At 61.8% G+C, this 14,070-nt stretch carries 11 protein-coding genes; 3 read left to right on the top strand and 8 right to left on the bottom strand.

Going from position 1 to position 14,070, the window contains the following annotated elements:
* Positions 1-62: 62 nt before the first annotated feature.
* On the bottom strand, positions 63-470 hold the full coding sequence (gene mraZ, locus AC6H1L_RS12270; RefSeq protein WP_112430241.1) for a division/cell wall cluster transcriptional repressor MraZ: 408 nt from the start codon (positions 468-470) through the stop codon (positions 63-65).
* Positions 471-1,092: 622 nt separating this feature from the next.
* On the opposite strand from mraZ, the gene lipP1 reads away from it, so the two are divergent.
* Entirely contained in the window at positions 1,093-2,055 is a 963-nt protein-coding gene (gene lipP1, locus AC6H1L_RS12265; protein WP_497597783.1) for a LipP1 family hormone-sensitive lipase, read from the top strand.
* Between the two features lie 80 nt (positions 2,056-2,135).
* Here the strand turns inward: lipP1 and AC6H1L_RS12260 are convergent, their stop codons facing one another.
* The 3 genes from AC6H1L_RS12260 to rhaI all read right to left on the bottom strand — a co-directional run bounded on the left by AC6H1L_RS12260 (position 2,136) and on the right by rhaI (position 7,129).
* Entirely contained in the window at positions 2,136-3,641 is a 1,506-nt protein-coding gene (locus AC6H1L_RS12260; protein WP_497597782.1) for a rhamnulokinase, read from the bottom strand.
* An 87-nt stretch (positions 3,642-3,728) separates the two neighbouring features.
* Complete coding sequence (locus tag AC6H1L_RS12255) at positions 3,729-5,801, bottom strand: bifunctional aldolase/short-chain dehydrogenase (protein WP_497597781.1); 2,073 nt, start codon at positions 5,799-5,801, stop codon at positions 3,729-3,731.
* An 89-nt stretch (positions 5,802-5,890) separates the two neighbouring features.
* Positions 5,891-7,129 (bottom strand): L-rhamnose isomerase, encoded by a 1,239-nt coding sequence (gene rhaI / locus AC6H1L_RS12250; protein WP_497597780.1) that lies wholly within the window; start codon positions 7,127-7,129, stop codon positions 5,891-5,893.
* Positions 7,130-7,174: 45 nt separating this feature from the next.
* Between rhaI and AC6H1L_RS12245 the strand changes: the two genes are divergently transcribed.
* On the top strand, positions 7,175-7,387 hold the full coding sequence (locus AC6H1L_RS12245; protein ID WP_497597779.1) for a hypothetical protein: 213 nt from the start codon (positions 7,175-7,177) through the stop codon (positions 7,385-7,387).
* On the opposite strand, the gene rhaS is transcribed toward AC6H1L_RS12245, so the two are convergent.
* The 4 genes from rhaS to AC6H1L_RS12225 form a co-directional block, all read right to left on the bottom strand.
* Complete coding sequence (gene rhaS / locus AC6H1L_RS12240) at positions 7,384-8,367, bottom strand: rhamnose ABC transporter substrate-binding protein (RefSeq protein WP_497601545.1); 984 nt, start codon at positions 8,365-8,367, stop codon at positions 7,384-7,386. The genes AC6H1L_RS12245 and rhaS overlap by 4 nt on opposite strands.
* A 178-nt stretch (positions 8,368-8,545) precedes the next feature.
* Entirely contained in the window at positions 8,546-9,739 is a 1,194-nt protein-coding gene (locus AC6H1L_RS12235) for an ABC transporter permease (protein ID WP_497597778.1), read from the bottom strand.
* Positions 9,736-10,776, bottom strand: coding sequence for an ABC transporter permease (locus AC6H1L_RS12230; protein WP_497597777.1), 1,041 nt, complete (start codon positions 10,774-10,776; stop codon positions 9,736-9,738). Before AC6H1L_RS12230 ends, AC6H1L_RS12235 begins: the two co-directional genes overlap by 4 nt.
* Before the next feature lie 13 nt (positions 10,777-10,789).
* On the bottom strand, positions 10,790-12,319 hold the full coding sequence (locus AC6H1L_RS12225; protein WP_497597776.1) for a sugar ABC transporter ATP-binding protein: 1,530 nt from the start codon (positions 12,317-12,319) through the stop codon (positions 10,790-10,792).
* A gap of 593 nt (positions 12,320-12,912) precedes the next feature.
* Between AC6H1L_RS12225 and AC6H1L_RS12220 the strand changes: the two genes are divergently transcribed.
* Positions 12,913-13,977, top strand: a complete 1,065-nt coding sequence (locus AC6H1L_RS12220) for a LacI family DNA-binding transcriptional regulator (RefSeq protein ID WP_497597775.1) — start codon at positions 12,913-12,915, stop codon at positions 13,975-13,977.
* Positions 13,978-14,070 lie beyond the last annotated feature (93 nt).

The following is a 14,070-nucleotide window of genomic DNA, read 5'->3' as shown; positions in this document are numbered from 1 at the left end:
TCCCGCTCCTAACTGCTGCTCTACCTCCCTCACTCCACTTTTTATAGGCCCCACGCAAAAAACTAAAAAGGGATTTTTCCCCCCTCGGCCTCCAGCTTCTCCTGATAGGCTCGCCAGATGGCGCGATCCCAAATCTCAAAATGATCTCGCACGCCGGCTACAGTAACTTCCGTGCCAAGCCTGGCATAGGCTCGCAGCTTGGCCGGGATCACAATCCGTCCCTGAGCATCTAGCTCGACTTCGCTGGCGCTGGGATAGATGCGACGCTCGAAGTCGCGCAGCTCATCGCTGTTCTTGCCCGCTACCAGCTCCGCCGATTTCTCTTCCCAGCGTTGCATCGGATAGACCGAAAGGCAGGTCCCCATGCCTTTGCTAATGACAGCCCCTCGCCCCATTTGCGCCCGAAAGCGCGCCGGAACAGCCATGCGTCCTTTCGAGTCAATTGTGTGTTCGTACTCGCCTAGAAACATACACGCTCTCAACTCTGCAAGGAGGAGCTGTCTCTTCTGACCGTAAAGACGGCCAGGCATAGGGTCCGCCAGTGGCCTGGGTAGCAGCACCAGGATTCACCACTTTCCCCCACTTCTCCCCACTACATTATACAGTAATCCGGGGGAGGCGAAAAGAGTGTTATCCACCAATTTGGCCCTCCTCAAGTGGATAACTTGTGGATAACTTCAGACGTGCAGTCAGTTCCTCTGTAACAGTAACACTGTTACAGCTTCTGTGATCTTTGGTACAAGAACCATTATTATATACAGTACTGTATATGTCTTGCTCAGCCCCTTTGCCCACGAGCGGCCAGCCCTCTCGCCCGCAGTCAGGGAGGGAGCTGGCGATGGTGGTCTGCGGCTCGCGGCTGCACAGCCGATCTTTGCCATGTTGCAGATACAGCCCTGGCTGTTCGCCGGGCCAGGGATGCGGGGTTCTGATGCTGGTATTTGTCTTGTCTGCCAATTGTACGCTATGATGATAGTGCTGCTATTGCTTGGGCTGCTCTGCTCTATCTAGCGTCAGCCCCTGTCAGGGGTGGAGACAGCGAGCAAGCCTGCGATAGAGTCCTTTGAGAATGAGAAAGGCAGGAGATGACTGATGCCTCTCGATCCGAATTTGCGCGTCTATCTCGATGGGTTAGCGGCGATGAATGTGCCTCCGATCAGTGCTTTGACCCCGCAGGTGGCGCGTGAGGCCATCGCCGCCCAGCTTGCCACAGCTCAGGTCAAGGAGCCAGTGGCCCGCGTTGAGGATCGGCGCATTCCTGGCCCTGCGGGTGAGATTCCTATCCGCGTGTATACTCCCGCTGGGGCTGGTCCTTTTCCGCTGCTCGTCTTCTTTCATGGCGGGGGCTGGGTGATCTGCAATTTGGAGACGCACGATGGGCTGTGTCGCAGTCTGGCTAATGGCGCCGGCTGCGTGGTGGTCTCTGTCGATTACCGGCTGGCGCCCGAGCATAAGTTTCCGGCAGCGCCCGAGGACTGCTATGCGGCGACTCGCTGGGTAGCCGAGCATGCGGCGGAGCTGAATGGGGATGCTGGGCGGCTGGCTGTTGGTGGCGATAGTGCCGGCGGCAATCTCACGGCGGTGGTGACGCATTTGGCGCGCGAGCGCGGTGGGCCGCCGCTGGTCTTTCAGCTGCTGATCTACCCGGCGACGGACTTTACGGCAGATACGCCGTCGCGCCGCGAGAACGCCCAGGGCTACAGTCTGACGCTCGACGATATGCTGTGGTTCGCCAATCATTACTTGAATAGTCCCGAGGAGGCGCGTAATCCGCTGGTTTCGCCGATGCTGCGCGAGGATCTGCGTGGGCTGCCGCCGGCCTTGGTGATTACGGCCGAGTATGACCCGCTGCGCGACGAGGGCGAGCTGTACGGGGAGCGCCTGCGCGCGGCGGGAGTTCCGGTGGTGATCCATCGCTATGAGGGTATGATCCACGGTTTCCTGACGCCTCCCATTCCTCTGAAGCAGACTCAGGAGGCGATCGCTGAGTGTTGCCAGGCCCTGCGCCGGGCCTTTGGATTGGAGGCTGACAGTCAGGCATCTGCCTCCGCTTGACACACGCTCTACGAGGCGAGGCCAGTGGGGCTGCCAGACGAGCAGACATAGTAAAGATCGTTCGTCTGGCAGCCCTGTTGCTATTGGAGAGGGGGGGTCAGAGGGAAGAGCGTCGTGAAGCGAGCGTAGGCCTCATCCCAGGCGGCGCGCTGCTCAGCATGCGGGAGAAAGGTTTGGGTCGCAGTGGAGCGAGCAGCCAGGGCGCGGACTTCTGCCAGGGAATGGAGTTCGCCAAGGCCAACGAGCTGGAGCAGGGCATTGCCCTGGGCTGTGGCTTCAATGGGGCCGGCCACGACCGCCAGGCCGGTGGCGTCGGCTAATCCCTGGTTGAGCCAGCGGTTTTGCGCGCCCCCACCGACGATATGGATAGCCTGGAGCGTTCTACCAGTGATGCTGACAGCCAGTTCTAGCACTTGACGATAGCGCAGAATGAGGCTATCGAGGATGGCGCGCACGAGAGCCGGGATGTCCTCGGCGGCGGGTACAGGCTGACCGTGGGCGCCAAGCTGCTGGCGGATGCGCGTCGGCATGTCGCCCGGTGGCAGAAAGAGGGGATGGTCGGGATCAAAGAGAGCGGCTCGGGCGGGGGCGCCTTCGGCCAGGGCTAAGAGTTGTTCATAGGTGAATGCTTGCCCTCGTTCCTGCCAGCTTCGACGGCATTCCTGGAGCAGCCAGAGGCCCATGACGTTGCGCAGGAAACGCACGGTGCCGAAGACGCCGCCTTCGTTGGTGAAGTTGCTGGCGCTTCCCTGGGAGATTTGGGGGTGCGGCAGTTCAAGGCCTACCAGGGACCAGGTGCCGGAGCTGATGTAGGCCCGATCATGAGGAGTGGCAGGCATAGGTATACCGGCGACGGCTGCGGCAGTATCGTGGGTTGCTGGGGCAATGATCATGACCTCTCTCCCCAGCTCCTCGGCCAGCTCGCCCTGCAAGCTGCCCAGGGGGGTGCCCGGCGCGACGACCGGCGGCAGGAAGTGCGTCGGTAGGCCGAGTCTGGCGAGCAGCTCCCTGGCCCAATCCCCTCGTGGGACCGACCAACATTGCGTAGTGGTGGCGTTGGTGTATTCGCAGAGGCGCTCGCCACTGAGCCAGTAATGGAAGAGGTCGGGCATCAGCAGCAGATGGGCCGCCTGTTCCAGCAAGCGCGGCTGTTCGCGCTGATGGGCCAGGAGCTGGTAGAGGGTATTGATCGGCATGAATTGAATGCCCGTTTGGGCATAGATCTCCTCGCGCGCCAGGCGCGCAAAGGCCTCCTCCATGAGGCCCTCAGTGCGCCGGTCGCGATAGTGGAGCGGCAGACCAAGCAATAGCCCTCGCTCGTCTAGCAGGGCATAGTCGACTCCCCAGGTGTCGACGCCGATGCTATCGAGCCTGCCGGCCTGGCGATGCGCTTTCCGCAGGCCGTTGACCACCTCCTGCCAGAGAGTGAGCACATTCCAATAGAGGTGGTGCTGCAAGGCCACCGGACCATTGGCAAAGCGGTGGACCTCTTCGAGGGTCAGGCGCTGGCCATCGTAGCGCGCCAGGTGCACGCGCCCGCTTTCCGCTCCCAGGTCGACTACGGCAAGATAGCGCTCGCTGCTCATCTTTTCCTCTTCCTCGCTCTTCTATCTATCAGCGTCTGGCCGGCCTGGCCAGCGCCTGGGCCAGGCGGTCCAGCGCTCGTACTGGTGCTAGCGTAGATAGGCGGCAGGTACACCGCCATCGACGGTGAGAGCGCTGCCGGTTGTCTTGGAGGAGCGGTCAGAGGCGTAGAAGAGCACAGCCTCAGCGACATCCTCCGGGAAGACATTGACCTTGAGGGTGGTACGCTGGCGATAATACTCTTCTAGTTGCTCAGGAGCGATGCCATAGGCGCGGGCCCGCTCTTCACGCCAGGCGCTGCTCCAGATAGAGGAGCCGCGTAGCACAGCATCGGGCATGACGATATTGACACGAACGCCCAGGGGGCCCCCCTCCTCGGCCAGGCAGCGCGCAAGATGCTGCTCAGCGGCCTTGGCGGCGCTGTAGGCGCTGTTGTCCTTGCCGGCCACCACAGCATTCTTAGAGGTAATAAAGATCAGGCTGCCGCCGATACCCTGCTCCTGCCAGAGGCGGAAGGCAGCGCGCGCGACCAGAAAGTACCCCTGAACAAGGACATCGAAGACCTTGCGCCAGTCCTGCAGACGGGTCGCAGTGAGCGGGGCTGCGGTGGCAAAACCGGCGTTGCTAACGACAATGTCGAGTCCGCCGTAAGCGCGTACCGTAGCGGCGAAGGCCTCCGCGACTTGCTCTTCGTCGCTGACGTCGCAGGGGCAGGCGATGGCACGCCCCTGACCATACTGCTGCTCGATGGCGCTGGCAGTCTCCCGAGCGCTCTGGTCATTGAGATCAAGAATGGCCACATGAGCGCCCTCGGCGGCCAGACGCAAGGCTGTGGCGCGCCCGATGCCGCTGCCCCCACCAGTGACCAGGGCGATGCGCCCGGCCAGCTCTTTTTCAGGCGGACGGCGGGTCAGTTTATAGAGTTCCAGCGGCCAGTATTCGATGTCGTAGGCCTCCCTCTCGGAGAGCGGGGTAAAACGATCAAAGCTTTCACAGGCGCGCATGACGGCCACGGCACGCTGATAGAGGTCGCGAGCAACCGCGGCCATCTGAGCATCACGTCCGCTGGCAATGATGCCGATGTGTGGGACGACCACAATGCGGGGATTAGCATGCTGCAGGACGTCGCCCGGACGATGGCACTCTTCAAAGTAGCGCTGGTAGTTTCGACGGAAGGCTGCGATCTCGTCGCGCAAGGCCGCCTTGAGGGCTTCGCTGCCCTGAGCAGGCTCCCAGGGAACCCAGACAGGCCAGTGACGGGTGTGGACCAGGTGATCAGGACAGGCAGAGCCGCGACGGGCCACCTCTCGCGCCTCCACAGCGCTGGCAAAGGTGAGGGCTTCGGCGCTGGCGTCAACCGTGAGGACCATGCGCTGCGGCTGGCTGAGCTGACCACGTAGGCCAGGCAGGATAGCCGTCAGTATTTGCTCACGCTCGGCAGCGTTCAGAGCCGGCTGCCCTACAAGGACGGTCGTTCTTCCACGGCGCTGACGCTCAGCGGCGACAAAGTCCTCAGCCTCCTGGACGACACGGAGGGTCTGCTCATAGCAGGCGCGGGCGCTCTCCCCCCAGGTCACCAGGCCATGCTTTTCGAGAATGACCAGTTCGATGCCAGGATCAGCGCGAACCGCCTGCGCCACCTGCTTCGCCAGCGTGAAGCCAGGACGAATATAAGGAATCCAGGCCATGCGCCGGCCAAAGACCTCTTCGGCCAGGCGGCGCCCGTTTTGGGCGTTGGCGAAAGCCAGAATGGCATCAGGATGCGTATGATCGACATGGGCAAAAGGCAAAAAGGCATGGAGCAGCGTTTCGATCGAAGGGCGCGGGCGCCCCGGCTCGGCAATACAATGGAGCAGATAGGCCACCATTTCCTCATCGCTGAGGCTTTCGCGCTCCTCCAGCGGCACTACATCGTCCAGGCGCAGCGGCACAAAGTCCGCCATTGTCATGGTCGCCAGGTCAGAGCCACTGCCCTTGACCCACATGATGCGTGTGGGCCGTCCCCGGAAATCTGGCTGGGTCAGCTTGACCGAGGTATTGCCACCGCCCCAATTGGCCAGGCTCCGATCGCGGCCCAGCAGATGCGAGCGGTAGAGCAACAGCGCGACTTCGTCGGCTGCCTGCTCGCGAACTTCATCATCGCGCCAGAGATTGCGCGGCATAGCGTCGTCTCCCCTTTCCAAAAGCCAACAAGACAAGTGTCGCTCTAAGAGCAGCAGAGCGGCCCCAGTCTGCCTAGCGTATGTATTGGTCAGGCGCCTGGATAGCCACTTACGCCGCTTTTACTGGCTGGACGTGAGCGGGCTACCTCCTCGGCGTAGCCGCTGCGACGGAAGGCCGCGATAGGATCGGGATCAAGACCCATCTCCTCGCGCGCCTGGGCCAACAAGGGACGGACGTCAGTCTCAAAGGCATCGCGCAGCACACGGTAGGCGCCAAGCACATCCCCCGCCGCTTGCGCCTCCGCTAAGCGCTGGCGATCAACCAGCAAGGCGCGGGCGTAGGCGCTCTGGATATGGAGCACCGACTGAATCATGGCCTCGATCTTTGGCTCAATGTTATGCGACTGATCGATCATGTAATCGATGCGCGGCCCCTGAGACTGGCTTGTCGCAGCCACCAGCTCATTGAAGACTAGAAACAGCTCAAAAGGGTGCTGCGAGCCGACGATCAGGTCATCGTCGGCATAGCGCCGATCGTTGAAATGGAAGCCGCCAAGCATATCTTCGTCGAGGAGAAAGGCCACAATATGGGCCAGATTGGTCCCCTGGGGATGATGGCCGGTATCGACCAGAACCCGCGCCTGCGGCCCCAGCTTACGCGCCAGTGTATAGGCCATGCCCCAATCGGCCAGGTCGGTGTGATAGAAAGCCGGCTCAAAAAACTTATATTCGATCAAAAGACGCATGCCGGGAGCCAGGGCAGCATAGATCTCGGTGAGCGTCTCCTCCAGACGGCGCTTACGCGCCCGCAGATCATCCTGACCAGGGTAGTTTGTGCCGTCAGCCAGCCAGAGACTGATCGTGTCTGACTCCACCTCACGCGCGATTTGAATGCATTCCAGCACATGCTGCACGGCGCGACGGCGCACCGCTGGATCAGGATGGCAAAGGCTGCCAAAGCGATACTCCTCCTCTTGGAAAAGATTGGGATTGACAGCCCCAATACGGATACCCAGCTCCGTAGCGTAGGACTTGACCGCCGCCCAGTCAGCTTCTTTATCCCAAGGGATATGAATGGCCACACGTGGGCAGACGCCTGTTAAACGATGGACCAGAGCCGCATCGGCCAACTTCTCGCGCAGGTTGCGCGCAGCTCCGGGCCAGTGGAAGACCTTGAAACGAGTGCCTGAGTCGCCATAGCCCCAGGAAGGCGTTTCGATGGTAAAGCGCTTGATAGCCTCCAACAGCGCGCGCCGCTCTCCAGAGGCCAGCCCCTCGTTGGCGAGCCGCGCGCCGTCTTCGATCGGCTGATCCTGTTCTCTCTTCAAGAGAGCCTCCTTTACTTCGCTATATTTCGCCTATCGCCGCAACAGATGGAAGAGCAGGAAGAGGAACAGGCGGGCCGTAGTCGCAGTGAGCCTGGAACCGGTGCAGAGCCGGCGCGGCGGCGGGCTGTAGCTCTGTACCGCCAGAGCCTGCGCCCGCCGGCCCGCCTTGACCCGACCCGCGTCAGGCGTCGCAGCGCATCGATAGCCAGCCAGAGCCAGCTAGAGGCCGCGACGCCACTGACAGTCCAAGCCAGCTAGAAGTTGAACTGATCGATGTTGTCCTTATTGAAGACCGTCGGTGGACCAAGCAAGACAACATTATTGGGGCCGATCGTCTTCGTACCGAGCTTGCCAGCGCTGAAGCTCTCGCCCGGCTTCCCCGTGATCTTGCCCTCCACCAGGGCCGCCGCCGTATAGTAGGCCAGATAGCCCAGATCAGCGGGGTTCCACAGCGCGAACTCCGGGCACGTGCCATCCTTCACATACTTGCGCATCAGATTGGGAGTCCCCAGGCCAGTCAGCATCACCTTGCCGCCCTTACCCACCGACTCGATGGCGCGGGCAGCGGCAGCCAGGCCCACGGTCGTAGGCGAAATGATGCCCTTGAGATTGGGATAAGCCTGCAGCAGCCCCAGGGTCTCTTGAAAGCTCTTCTGGTCATCATCATTACCGTATGCGATCTTGACCAGATGCATATTCTTGTACTGGGGCTTCGACAGCTCATCCTTCATGTACCCGATCCAGGTATTCTGGTTGGTGGCCGTGCTGGCTGCCGAAAGAATGGCGATATCGCCGCTGTAGTTGATCAGCTTCCCCAGAATCTGGACCTCGATGCGGCCAATATCCTCGGAATTGGCCTGGTTCACAAAGACCTGGCGCGCATCGGGCGCCACATCGGAGTCATAGCTGACCACCTTGATCCCCTGCTGCATGGCGCGCTTGAGAGCAGGCGCCAGCGCATTGGGATCGTTGGCCGAGACGACAATCGCGCTCACATGCTGTTCTGTCAGCGTGTTGATGAACGGTACCTGAGCCGCCGCGCTATTCTCCGTCGGGCCAACCTGCTTGAACTGCCCCTTCAGCTCTGCAGCCGCCTGCTTTGCCCCATTAGCGGCAGTATCGAAATAGGGATTATTGATCGCCTTGGGGAGAAAGGCAATATTCAGGGAAGCGGAGCCGCTTGAGCTGCCACTCCCGCTACTGCTGCTGCCGCCGCAGGCAGCCAGCACCAGCAACATTGCCACAGACAGCGCGCTAAGCAGTGTGCGCAACAGCGTCTTCACTGTGTTCCTCCTCCTTTCAACGCTCCCGCAAGGGAAGCGTCCTGGTGTGGTAGTGGTGGGCAGTAGGAATGACCACCAGCACATCTATCCCGAGGTGGCAGGCCTCTCACGCGAGGAGCGAGTGAGCGCCGGATTAGCGGCGCGTCTCTCGCTCGCGGGTAGAAGCCCCAACCTCTGCCGGCACAGACCGCGCGCTGCGGGCCAGCCCGCTGCTACGCCCAGATTCAGCCGCGTGTCTGCGCGACGCCGCCTCCTGTAAACGCCGGACCACATTGGGACCCAGCACCGAAAGAATGAGCAGGGCGCCTACGGCAATATTCTGGATATCGCCGCTGATATCCGCCAGGCCCAGCGCATTGCGCAGGACCCCGATAATCAGAAGAGAGAGCACTACGCCGGGCAGGCTGCCACTGCCGCCAAAGATGTTGACTCCACCCAGCAAGACAATCGTCACTACATCCAGCTCAAAGCCAAGGGCGTTATCAGCGCGCGCATTTGAAAAGCGCGCCGTGAAGACCACGCCGGCCAGAGCCGCTACCAGGCCCGAAAGGACAAAGAGCAGTAACTTGATATCGTCAACGCGGATGCCGGCAAAGCGAGCCGCCTCCTTATTGCTGCCGATGGCGTAGATCTGCCGGCCCAGCGTGCTGCGATGCAAGAGTAAGGAGAAGAGCAGGGCCAGGACCACGAAGAGCACAAACGGCCAGGGAATCAGCGTGCCGGGCACCGTGCCGAAGCCGAAGTTTGTGAAGGCCGGTGGAAAATTGCTCACCGCCTGGTCGCCCATAACCACGTAGGCCAGGCCACGGAAGAGGGCCAACGTACCCAGGGTCACTACCAGCGATGGCAGGCCGAGGCGCGTGACGGCCAGGCCATTGATCAGGCCACAGAGAGCACCCAGCAGCAAGACCGCCGCAATGGCCAGACCCAGTGGCAGCCCGTGGCTCCAGGTGTAGCCGAGCACCACACTCGCCAGACCCAGGATCGAGGCCACCGATAGATCAATCTCGCCAGCAATGACGATCAGCGTCATCGTCAAGGCCATCAAGGCCTTCTCCATCATGTCGCTGATGAGCAGCGAGAAGTTCGAGGCGCTCAGAAAATAGGGAGAGAGCGTACTACCGAGCGCCAGCGCCAGCAGCAACAGCACCAGGAGCAGTGTCTCCCACGAGCGCAGCCAGCCAGGCAGACGGACAAGAGCGCGCTCAGAGAGAGAGGCCGCGCCCCTGTGCTCCCTCCTCTCTCCAGCGGGAGCCGAGGGAGCCGCAACAGGGGAGGAAGCATCGAGGCCGAGCGCAGGCGGCTTCACTTCGGACGAATCACTCATCGTTGCCTCCCACTGACCAGGCGGCGCTGGAGCCAGCGCGTAATCAAGGCATCCAGCGTCACCGCCGCCAGAATAGCGGCGCCATCGATAGCCTGCAGCCAGAACTGCGACAACTTCAGCAGCGTCAAAGCGTTATCAATGGTCCCGAGCACGATTGCGCCGAGCATCGCCCCCAGGATCGTCCCGGAGCCGCCGAAGATATTCACGCCACCCACTACTACCGCGGCGATAACCTGCAGCTCCAGACCTGTCGCCGCGCCCGAATCGACTGTTGCAAAGCGCGCGCCCCAGAGGACGCCGGCGAAGCCGCTCAAGAGGCCACACAGTAGAAAGGTCAGGAAAATCAAGCGCTCACTGCGCAAGCCAGCCAGGCGCGCCGCCTCGGGATTGCTCCCCAGGGCGTACAGCTCGCGCCCGGCCCGGGTTGTCCGCAGCAGATAGGAGAAGATCAGGGCGATGGCCACGGCAAAGAGAATCAGGGCCGGGATACCAAGTACATGCGTCGTGGCCAGCGCCAGAAAGCTATCTGGCACATCATAGGCACTCACCTGCGTTCCGCCAGCGATATATGAGTCCAGGCCGCGATAGAGATAGAGCGTGCCCAAGGTGGCCACGATCGCCGGCACCCGTCCCAGCGCCACAATCAGGCCATTGACCGCTCCCAGCACGGCCCCCAGTGCGCAGCCGAGCAAGACAATCAGGATCACGGGCGTCTGTGGATGATTCTTCAACACATCGGCGCAGACAAAGGCCGTCATGCCCACCATTGAGCCGACGGAGAGATCGACATTGCGCGTCAGGATCACCATTGTCTCGCCGACCGCCACAATGGCCAGGATAGCGATCGAGAGCAGGATCTGCTCAAAATTGCCCGGCGTCAGGAAGCGCGGCGTTTGGAGGCTTACCAGCGCGATGATCAGGAGTAGGACGACGATCAGGCCCAGCTCTCGCACGCGGCCCACCAGCGCCACGAAGCGCTTGCCGCCAAGGCGCGCGCGCCAGCGCGTTTCCTCTACACGGGTCGTGGTTGTACTCATGCGCCCACCTCGCTCACCGGCTCTCTCTGCTGCCGTTCTGTCCCGTTGCTGCCAACATGACTTTCTCCTGATCGGCCTCAGCGCGGCTGAACAGCCCACTGACGCGGCCTTCGTGCATGACAAGTACGCGATCCGCCATAGCGAGGATCTCGGGTAGCTCGCTGGAGATCAGGAGGATGGCCAGGCCACGCGCGGCTAGTTCGGAGATAATGCGGTGCACCTCTGCCTTTGCTCCGATGTCGATACCACGGGTTGGCTCGTCAAGGATGAGAATACGCGGCTCAGTCGCCAGCCATTTGCCCAGGACTACCTTTTGCTGATTGCCCCCCGAGAGGGCGCGCACCGGCTGGGTCAGGCGCCCGCCGCGCACGCGCAGGCGCTCAGCGTAGTCAGCAGCGATCTTCAGCTCCTGCCGCGATCTGACGAGCAAAAAGCGGGCAATGCGCCGTAGGATGGAGAGGGTGATATTCTTCGCGATAGAGAAATCAAGGATGAGACCCTGCTGATGGCGATCTTCGGGGACATAGGCGATGCCATAGCGCATGGCATCACGAGGCGAGCGGATCGTGACCGGACGCCCGTCGATCAGGATCTCACCGCTCTCGGCCTGATCGATGCCGAAGAGCACGCGCGCCACCTCGGTGCGACCGGCCCCGACCAGACCAGCCAGACCGAGAATCTCGCCGCGCCGTAGCTGGAAGCTCACATCGCGGAAGACGCCGGCCCGGGTCAGATGGCGCACCTCCAGCACAACATCGCCGATCGCTGCCTCCTCCTTGGGGAAGAGTGCCGCCAGCTCGCGCCCCACCATGTGACGGATGGTCTCTTCAGGCGTGAGCGTCTGGGCCGGGGCCGTGATCACGCGCTGCCCATCGCGCAAAACCGTCACGCGACTGGCCAGACGAAAAACCTCTTCCAGGCGATGGCTGACAAAGAGGATCGCCACCTGACGTGCGCGTAGTTGCTCGACAATGCCAAAGAGATCGTCTACTTCGCGCGGCGAGAGCGAGGCTGTCGGCTCATCCATGATCAGCACGCGCGCATCCTGCGACAAGGCCCGCGCAATCTCGACCAACTGCCGATCGGCTACTGAGAGGCCACGTACTGGCAGATAGACGTTCAGCTCTACGCCCAGCGACTGCAGCAGTTGGTCTACTTCGCGATACATGCGGCGCCAGTCGATGCGCCCCAGGCGATCGCGCGGCTGATGGCCCATAAAGACGTTCTCGGCCACATCGAGGTCGGGGAAAAGGGTCGGTTCTTGATGGATGACAGCGATGCCAGCGGCCTGGGCCTGCGCGGGACTGCGCAGCTCGACCACCTCGCCGTTGATTTTGAGGAGACCACGATCGGGGCGGTGCACGCCTGCCAGGATCTTTACCAGCGTGCTTTTGCCTGCACCATTTTCGCCTACTAGAGCATGGACCTCACCCGCATAGAGACTCAGGTCCACCTCTTTGAGGGCCTGAATGGCGCCAAAGCTCTTGCTCACACCGACCAGTTCGATCACAGGCACCGCCGCCTGCGGCGCGGCAATTTCCATAGTTCCCCCTACTGAGTGTCCTTCGCTGACGATCAGTTTCAGACTCTAAGCGCCAATCGCTACCATGCCTGATCAGCGCCTGGCCAGCCAGTTAGCCTGGTTGGCCGGGGTATATGGGCCGGCTGCTAATTGAAACGTTTCAATGCTGAGAGTATAATCGAGGCTTGCACAATTGTCAAGGGGAGGCCCGCCCTTTTTCGTTGGGAGAGCGGCAAGATGGCCGAGAGGACAGGAGGGCCGGATGGACGGCAGGCAAATAGCCAGAGGGCCGCCAATTGTGGCATACTATCTTGTGATACAGTCAGATGAATGAGTCAAGCCACCAGCAGCGGAAAAGGGTTCGGCAGCCTCTTACTTGCTTGTTTGTTTGAAGCGGGGAAGAGGGGCTGAAGTCTGTTTGTCTGGCCGCATTCGCTTTGAGCAGAGCTGAAGGCACAGCGGTATCATCCCTTCTCAGCGTTGCAGAAGGAGGAATCTGCCTGTGCCGCGACGAAGGTGCTCCAGCGAGGCGCTTGCCTGCAGCGCTGTGGGGCCGAGCTTGCCATCACCATCCCAGATGGATTGTGCATCTGTCCTGTCTATGGAGTGCGTGCATGCCAAGTATTCGTGAGGTAGCCGAGCGGGCCGGTGTCTCGCTCGGGACCGTCTCTAACGTCCTGAATCATCCTGAGCTGGTAGCGGAAGAGACACGGCAACGTGTGCAGCGCATTATTGACGAGCTAGGCTTTGTTCGCAACGGCTCGGCGCGCCAGCTTCGCGCTGGGCGCAGCCTCTACATTGGGCTGGTGGTGCTCGATGTGGCAAATCCCTTCTTTACCGAGGTGGCGCGCGGCGTCGAGGATGCCGCGAGCGAGGCCGGTTATGTGGTCATCCTTTGTAATTCGGATGACTCGCCTGAGCGCGAGGCCCATTATTTGCGCGTGCTGGAAGAACAGCGCGCACATGGGATTCTGATCACGCCCGTTCTTGACGACCACGCTCACCTCTATCGCCTGCGCAAGCGCGGCATCTCAGTGGTCCTGCTGGACCGTCCCAGCCGGCTGCCTGATCTGTGCTCGGTGGCTGTCGACGATGTGCACGGGGGGGAGCTGGCGGTGGAGCATTTGCTAGCCCAGGGCCACGAGCGCATCGCTTTTGTGAATGGGCCGCACACCATCCGGCAATGCGCCGATCGCCTGGAAGGCGTGCAGCGGGCGGTTCGTGCTGCCGGCGCTGATCCGGCTCAAGTCGTGTTAGAGATCGTGATGCCCTTCTTGAATGCGCGCGAGGGAGAGCGCGCTGTTGAGCAGATTCTCAGTGAGCGCGAGTCTGAGCGCCCCACGGCGATTTTCTGCGCGAATGATCTGCTGGCCCTGGGCGTGATGCGCGGCCTCACCCGGCGCGGCTTTGCGATCCCGCGCGACTTTGCGCTTGTCGGCTACGATGACGTTGATTTCGCCGGCATGCTCTCGACCCCGCTGACCTCCGTGCGCCAGCCGAAGTATCAGCTTGGGCGCAGCGCCGCCGAGCTGCTTCTCGATGAGGCCGACCATCCCACGACTCACGAGCATCGCCAGCTCACCTACCAACCCGAGCTGATCGTACGCGAATCCAGCAGCTATCGTCGCCCACGCCGCTCCCGCTCTCCAAGGCGAGCTGCCCCTTCCTCCTCCCCTTGAACGCTGGTCGCTGACCAGCGCCCAACGCGCTGCCGCCCTTTTCAGCTCAGCCGCCGCTCTCCCAGCCTCTCCCTCTGCCTGCTTTTGCCTTGA

The organism is Thermogemmatispora argillosa (assembly GCF_059696725.1).
This window is presented reverse-complemented; position numbering and strand designations above follow the sequence as displayed.

What these genes read in the sequence shown, in the direction of transcription:
- mraZ (WP_112430241.1), bottom strand. Translation starts at nt 470, where the DNA reads ATGTTTCTAGGCGAGTACGAACACACAATTGACTCGAAAGGACGCATG.
- lipP1 (WP_497597783.1), top strand. Translation starts at nt 1,093, where the DNA reads ATGCCTCTCGATCCGAATTTGCGCGTCTATCTCGATGGGTTAGCGGCG.
- AC6H1L_RS12260 (WP_497597782.1), bottom strand. Translation starts at nt 3,641, where the DNA reads ATGAGCAGCGAGCGCTATCTTGCCGTAGTCGACCTGGGAGCGGAAAGC.
- AC6H1L_RS12255 (WP_497597781.1), bottom strand. Translation starts at nt 5,801, where the DNA reads ATGCCGCGCAATCTCTGGCGCGATGATGAAGTTCGCGAGCAGGCAGCC.
- AC6H1L_RS12245 (WP_497597779.1), top strand. Translation starts at nt 7,175, where the DNA reads ATGGAAGAGCAGGAAGAGGAACAGGCGGGCCGTAGTCGCAGTGAGCCT.
- rhaS (WP_497601545.1), bottom strand. Translation starts at nt 8,367, where the DNA reads ATGTTGCTGGTGCTGGCTGCCTGCGGCGGCAGCAGCAGTAGCGGGAGT.
- AC6H1L_RS12235 (WP_497597778.1), bottom strand. Translation starts at nt 9,739, where the DNA reads ATGAGTGATTCGTCCGAAGTGAAGCCGCCTGCGCTCGGCCTCGATGCT.
- AC6H1L_RS12230 (WP_497597777.1), bottom strand. Translation starts at nt 10,776, where the DNA reads ATGAGTACAACCACGACCCGTGTAGAGGAAACGCGCTGGCGCGCGCGC.
- AC6H1L_RS12225 (WP_497597776.1), bottom strand. Translation starts at nt 12,319, where the DNA reads ATGGAAATTGCCGCGCCGCAGGCGGCGGTGCCTGTGATCGAACTGGTC.
- AC6H1L_RS12220 (WP_497597775.1), top strand. Translation starts at nt 12,913, where the DNA reads ATGCCAAGTATTCGTGAGGTAGCCGAGCGGGCCGGTGTCTCGCTCGGG.